This window comes from Micromonospora sp. NPDC023869, assembly GCF_055559695.1.
In genome coordinates this window covers 287,105-293,653 of the sequence record NZ_JBVHKD010000006.1, presented here as the reverse complement: position 1 = coordinate 293,653, position 6,549 = coordinate 287,105, and the positions used below count along the sequence as shown (strand labels likewise).

The 6,549-nt window shown below is 70.3% G+C and carries 6 protein-coding genes and 1 riboswitch; of the genes, 3 read left to right on the top strand and 3 right to left on the bottom strand.

Annotation, left to right across the window (positions count from 1 at the left end; all coding sequences use genetic code 11):
* Positions 1 to 153 precede the first annotated feature (153 nt).
* A complete protein-coding gene (gene sodN, locus ACZ31C_RS19215) occupies positions 154 to 558 on the bottom strand; it encodes a superoxide dismutase, Ni (protein ID WP_465796442.1) in 405 nt (134 codons plus the stop codon).
* 244 nt (positions 559 to 802) lie between these two features.
* Between sodN and ACZ31C_RS19210 the strand changes: the two genes are divergently transcribed.
* Complete coding sequence (locus ACZ31C_RS19210; protein WP_465796441.1) at positions 803 to 1,717, top strand: CDP-diacylglycerol diphosphatase; 915 nt, start codon at positions 803 to 805, stop codon at positions 1,715 to 1,717.
* A 347-nt stretch (positions 1,718 to 2,064) separates the two neighbouring features.
* A complete protein-coding gene (locus ACZ31C_RS19205; protein WP_465796440.1) occupies positions 2,065 to 2,832 on the top strand; it encodes a Crp/Fnr family transcriptional regulator in 768 nt (255 codons plus the stop codon).
* Between the two features lie 95 nt (positions 2,833 to 2,927).
* Here the strand turns inward: ACZ31C_RS19205 and ACZ31C_RS19200 are convergent, their stop codons facing one another.
* Positions 2,928 to 4,235 carry a hypothetical protein gene (locus ACZ31C_RS19200; protein ID WP_465796439.1) on the bottom strand — a complete coding sequence of 436 codons (1,308 nt, stop codon included), beginning with the start codon at positions 4,233 to 4,235 and terminating at the stop codon, positions 2,928 to 2,930.
* A gap of 378 nt (positions 4,236 to 4,613) precedes the next feature.
* A complete protein-coding gene (locus ACZ31C_RS19195) occupies positions 4,614 to 5,153 on the bottom strand; it encodes a DUF4240 domain-containing protein (protein WP_465796438.1) in 540 nt (179 codons plus the stop codon).
* A gap of 103 nt (positions 5,154 to 5,256) precedes the next feature.
* Positions 5,257 to 5,385: riboswitch (cobalamin riboswitch) on the top strand.
* Positions 5,386 to 5,482: 97 nt separating this feature from the next.
* Between ACZ31C_RS19195 and ACZ31C_RS19190 the strand changes: the two genes are divergently transcribed.
* Positions 5,483 to 6,538, top strand: a complete 1,056-nt coding sequence (locus ACZ31C_RS19190) for a peptidase (RefSeq protein ID WP_465796437.1) — start codon at positions 5,483 to 5,485, stop codon at positions 6,536 to 6,538.
* Positions 6,539 to 6,549 lie beyond the last annotated feature (11 nt).

Genomic DNA, 6,549 nt, shown 5'->3' with positions numbered 1-6,549 from the left:
CGCTACCGCCCGTAGGTGCCCCCGGGGGGCCCCCCCGGCCGCCACCCCCCGCCTGTGAACCGGGCTTCGCTCACGCGGGGGGGGGGGCGGGGCCCGCCCCCGCCCCCCCCGACCCCCGGCCGGGCCGGGCGGCACATGCCGCCCGGCTCACGGTCACTGCTTCTTGGTCTCCCAGAAGATGGTCGAGATCTCCTCGATCCGGGCCAGGAGCTGGTCGGCCACGGCCGGGTCCGCGGACCCCTTCGCGCCGCCGGTCCCGGCCAGCTTGGTCGCCTCGTTGAAGAGCCGGTGCAGATGCGGGTACGCCTCGAAGTGCGGAGCCTTGAAGTAGTCGGTCCACAGCACCCACAGGTGGTGCTTGACCAGCTCGGCCCGCTGCTCCTTGATGATCAGCGAACGGGTCCGGAACTCCGGGTCGTCGCTCGCCTGGTACTTCTCACAGATCGCCTTGATCGACTCCGCCTCGATGCGGGCCTGGGCCGGGTCGTAGACCCCGCACGGCAGGTCGCAGTGGGCGCTCGCCACCGTGCGTGGCGTGAACAGACGTGACAGTCGCATGGCTTGCCCTTCTCGGTGTCCTCCGCTCGAACGCTAGAACCTCAACCAGCCTTGAGGTCAACGCGACGGCCGGAGACGACGATCACGAGTCGACGGACACGATCAGGGGACCGGTTCCCGGCGTCGAGGAGGTTTCAGGTATTCCGCCCTAATGTCGACATCGCGTCCGAATCGTCCTTCCCGGCGTCCTGGCCCGAGACGGACATCGGCGCATCCACACGAATCGGGAACCCGGAGGCTGATGGTGGGCGACGACAGGACCGGCACGGAACTGGGCAGGCGTCAGTTCGTCAGGCTCTCGGGAACGGTCGGCGCCACGGGTCTCCTGGGCCTGGTCGCCGTCGGTCGGGCGCGCGCCGACGGCGGTTCCGTCGACGGGGGAGTGCCCCCGTCGACCCCGGGTGCTCCCGGTGCTTCCGTCTGTCCCACGCCCTCCGCGTTGTGTGGCTACCCGAGCGACACCGGTGGTCGGTACGACCTGTGGGACCGGGTGCAGGTCTGCACCGGGGCGAAGGCCGGTCCGCCGTTCCCACAGTGCCTGCGCACCACCGCGACGTACGTGGTCCTCAACGGCGGGTCCGGCTCCACCCACGACTACCTGCTCGTCCCGACCTGCCGTGTCAGCGGCATCGAGTGCCCGTTCGTCACCACCGCCGCCGCCCCGAACTACTGGCTCGACGCGTGGCTCAACGCCCAACCGGGCCAGCCCGGACACGTGGTCTATCCGCACGTCGGCCTCGGCATCAACTCGGCCGACCCGACGATCCGGCAGCAGGACCAGCTCCACATCCACCTGGCCGGGATCCACTCGGGCATCCAGTCCCAACTGCAGAACCACGAGGCGTCGATCACCAACAACCCGGCCCGGTGGCGCGACCAGATCGTGCCGATCTGGGGACTGACCAGCACCGGCGCCCCCGCCCCGCGTTCCTATCGGGTCCTGCACGTCGCCAACCTGAACGAGAACCTCTTCCGGCTCCTGCTCGACAGCGTGGTGCGACCGACCGGGGCGAGCATGGCGGCCCAGGCGATGGCGGTGACCCCCCGCCTGATCGGCAACGGCGGCTTCTATGTCCTGAACAGCGAGCCGGGGCTGACCGTCCCGCCGGGTCAGCCCGGCGGCACCGGCACCGTCGACTTCCTGCTCGCGTACGCCTGACCCGGCTCGCCGGGTACGCGTGTGTCGTTTTCGGTGCGGTGCCTGGACCCGACATGCTACACCAGTCGGGGTGGCCTGCCACGTCGTGCGGGACGCCCTCACGCGGTGGGCAATACGCGGTGCGAGCGGTCATTTCACGGGTTGACTCCCGTGTCGAATGGGACCCATCCTGGCCGGGTGGCCATACCTGAGGAACCGTTCGGTCCGTCGGTGCCGGTAAAACGCGCGACTGACGGGTGGCCGGGCGACTCGCTAGCGTATCAGGAACGGACGCCAAGATCATTGATGATCCGGCGCGATCCCTGGGCACCCACCGCGCTGACGAGACATCGGGACGGTGAACGGAGATGACCCTGGCCAGCACGCGGACCGCCACGAGCGTCCTGGACGACATGCTCGTGCCGCGCGGCTCCGAGCTGACGCTCCGCCTGATGAAGGGTGTGCGATCCGCTCTCTATGCACATCCCGTGGCGGCCCGGCGGGTCGCACTCGCGGCCGGCGAGCTGTTGCAGACGGACGGCGCGGACGGTCGTGTCTATTTCATCGACAGTGGCGCGATATTCCTGGAACACTATTCTCCGACCGGCCGCCGGACCATTATCGACATGTTGTCGAAGAACGAGTACTTCGGCGAGGATTCGCTTCCCGGAATGCCGAACCAGTACATTCCCGCCGCCGTGGTCGACACGAATCTGATCGTGCTCGAAAACGTCGCCATGCGGGACCTGCTCGACGAGGCGAACATCTGCGACGTGTGGTTGCGCAGCCAGATGTTGAAAGCACGCCGGCACCGCTCGCTGTTGCTGCAACACACCACATCCGACTGCGAGGCGCGCCTGGCGATGCGCCTGCTCGACCTGGCACAGGGGTTCGGGACCGCCTCCGGACGCACCATCCGGATCGGTCTCAAGCTGCGCCACGAGGACTACGCCGCGATGATCGGCACGACCCGCTCCCGGGTCGGACTGTTCCTGCAACGCTTCACCGATCGCGGGATGATCCGGAAAACAGCGTGCGGGTCCATCCACGCCGACCCGCGCCTGATCGTCGACTACCTGATGGAACGGATGGGCCTGGGGCCGGGCCGGCTGGGTCGCCCCGACGCCGTCGCCTGAGCGCCACCCGCCATCCACCGACCGGCACCCGTACGCCGCCGACTCCCACCCGCGACCACGGTCGGCCGCGAGTGGGAGTCGGAGGAAGCGAAGGGTCACTGCCGGCCGCTCGGCTCCACGACCGTCGGGCTCGCGGTGCTCGGGGTGGCCGCGCGGGCCTGCTCCCGGGCCGACCGGACGTCGTGCCGGCGACGTCGCTCCCGCGCACTCTGATAGAGGCTGCGTCCCCAGAGCAGCAGTCCGCCGCCGTCGAGCAGGAAGCTGATCACCGCGATGGTGACGAAGTCCCACGACCCCATCATGGAGTCCTGGCCGGAGACGAAGAGCAGGAACTGGTAGATGAAGCCCCACAGCAGCGGGATCCCGACGAAGACCAGGGTGAGCAGGGCCATGAACCGCCCGCCGATCCACGCCAGGGCGTACCAGCGCACCACGCGCATCTCCCGCCGGGGCAGGCCGGACTGGTCCACCCGGGGCGTGCGCCGCACCATCCGCGCGACCAGGTTGCGCAGGTAGTCCTCGGTGTCGGACATCAGGTTCCGGCAACCGAGCGCGGTGGCGACGATGTAGTAGCCGTCGGTCCGCAGGAACAGGAACGTCTGCCAGATGATCCGGACCAGGTACGTGAACAGCAGTGCCGTGAGCAGCAGCGCGCCCCACTCCGGCAGTTGCAGGTAGCCCTGCCGGCCCGCCCACAGGGCGAAGACGAAGGACGAGGCGAGCACGCCGTCCACCAGGGTCCCGGCGATGAACGCGACGAAGCGTTGCCGCTTCGGCGCCATCCAGATCGTGCTCATGTCGGTCTGGACCACCAGGATGTACATCTGGTTGCCGATGACGAGCCGCGACGGTACGCCCGCCGCCCGCGCCGCGACCATGTGCGCGGCCTCGTGGATCGCGACCCCGACCAGGGTGAGGATGAACGTCGCCCAGGTCAGCGCCGCGAAGTGGATGGGGAACAGCAGCGTCTCACCGGGCGTGGGCAGCAGGTCGGGATCGTCGGCGGCGAGATACACGCCGCCCGCGATGATCAGGACGCAGAGCAGCAGCACGGGGAGGCTGACCATGCGACGGGCCACCGTCGGGCTGAGCCAGTTCAGGCTCCAGCTGCGCCGGGGGCGGGACGTCGCGGCCGGGGCGGGGGCCGGGGCGGAGCCGGGTGCGGCGGCCTCCCCGTCGACCTCGACGAAGCCCTCGTCGCCCAGCGCGTCCAGGAAGTCGGTGATGTCGGGCGTCTCGGAGTACTTCTGCTCGTACTGGCGGACCGCCTCGCCCACCGAGTTGCCGGCGGCCAGCGAGTGGAGCAGATCCAGCCCTTCGGCGGGGATCGACAGGAACACCTGCCGCTCGACATCGCCGATGATGACGGTGTCGCCCTCCGTGCGGTGGTCGAACGGGCGCACTCGGACACGTGTGTCTGGTGGGTAGCCGGCCATGGTCAGTCGTCCTTTTCGCTCATCTCATGCGGATCGATGAAGGCCGGCACCCGGAGTTGCCGTCCGGGTGCCGGCCTTCAGGTGGCGTGTCACCGTCAGGAGACGACACACGCAGCGGCGACAGCGCTGGTCTTCACCGACTCCAGCCGGCGAACCGTGAGCTTCTTCATGAAAATCACCTCCCTCGCGACTCGGGAAGCACTACGGTGCCGGTCGCGGGGGTTGATCGTCTGCTCACTTATGTGCATACGCCGATAGCGTGTGTGTGGCATTGAGCGCGTTGAACCGAACATACCTCACAAGCGACGTCGGCCCGGTGGCGTCCTGGTCGTGCCGACCCGGGCGCTACGCGTCGGCCCAGCCGGCCGAATTGCTGTACGACTCCCGGCTGATCCCCGAGCCGGTCTCCGGCCAGTCACCGAACCGCTCGTGATGCAGGTGGGAGAAGAGGTAGCAGAAGCTCTCGCAGCTGGCGTCGAGCACCGCCGTCACCGGATTCGCCCGGACCGCCTCATAGAACTCCCGACCCAGCGCCACGATGTACCCACGCGCGTACAGGAAGCCGTCGTCGGAACCGTCGGTGATCTCGTGGATGTCGGCGCGGTCGATGTCGTACAGCTTGCGCTCCACGACCCGGTCGAGGGCGACCAGCTCGGTGCGGGGCAGGTCGGCGGAGAGTCGGCGTAGCTCATCGAGGAAGGGGCCGAGCCACCGGTCGATGGCGTATCCGTCGTCGTGCGCGGGGTCGCGGTCGATCAGGGCGCGACGCAGGGCCGCCGGCTCCGGCCCCAGCGCGGCCCACGCCTGCTCCACCAGCGCCCAGAAGCGGTCCTCCTCCTCGGCCGTCGGCAGCGTCGGGGGAACCTTAAGATCACTGTTCGTCATGGCCGGACGATAGCCCCGAGCACCGACATCGGGAGCTGACGTGACGCACGGCGTGCGAGCCGTCGCACATTGACAGCGACGGCGAGGGCCGATCAGACTGGCCCGACAATTCCACAGCCGCGGTCACGTGTGGGGGAAGTCCGGTCGAAGTCCGGCGCTGGCCCGCAACGGTGGGCCGCCGGGGGTAACCCCGGTGGCGAGCCCGAATACCTGCCGTACCCGCGCCCCTGCTCCTCACCCGTCGTGGCCCACGGGTCGGAGGCCGGCCAGCCACGTCCTGACGGGTAGGCCGGGTTTCTGACGACCGCCGGGCCGGAAAGGCGCGCCCGATGGTCGTCCGCCTGAGCCGGCACCGCCTGCTCACCCTGCTCTGCGGCGTGCTCGCCGCCCTCACCCTGACCCTGACTCTCACCGGTCCGGCGATCGCCGCCCCCGCCCAGGTGGGTGGCGTCCGTTCGGACGCGGCCGCCGGCTGGCTGGCCCGCCAACTGGTCGACGGGGAACGATTCGAGACCGTCTTCGACGGCGTCGCATACCCGGACCAGGGGTTGACCCTCGACGCGGTCTTCGCCTTCGCCGCCGCCGGTGTCGCCGACGACTTCGGCGCGTCGGCGCTGGCCTGGGTCACCCGGCCGGACGTCCGCGACGGCTACGTCGGCGACGGCACCACCGAGGCGTACGCGGGCGCGACCGCCAAGCTCGCCCTCGCCGTCGCGGTACGCGGCGGCGACCCGACCGACGTCGGCGGAGTGGACCTCGTCACCCGGCTGCGCGGGTTGCAGGCGCCCGACGGCCGCTTCACCGACCGGTCGGCGTGGGGTGACTACAGCAACGCGTTCAGCCAGTCCTTCGCCATCCTCGCGTTGCGCCGGACCGTGGCGGGCGTGCCCCCGTCGGCCGCCGCATGGCTGGTCGGCACCCGGTGCCCGGACGGCGGCTACCCGGTGCTGCCGGCGCAGCCGGTCTGCGACTCCGACGTGGACGCCACCGCCCTCACGGCGCAGGCGTTGCGGGCCGCCGGACGGCACTCCGACGCCGCCGCGGCACTGCGCTGGCTGGTGTCGGTGCAGCGGGTCGACGGCGGGTTCGCCAACGCCGACGGGATCGCCAACGCCAACAGCACCGGACTGGCGGCGCAGGCGCTGCGCGACGGTGGCCGACCGCTGGCCTGGCTGCGGGCCCGGATCTTCCTGACCGGGTTGCAGGTCGGCTGCGCCGCGCCGACGGCCGACCGGGGTGCCGTGGACTTCGACGGCGGCGTCTTCGACCCGGGCACCGCCACCCGCGCCACCACCCAGGCCGTCCTCGGTGTCACCGGCACCGGCTACGCGCGGCTCTCCTCTGCCGGTGCCGCCACCGGCGCACCCACCCTGCCCTGCCCCTGACCACGCACCGA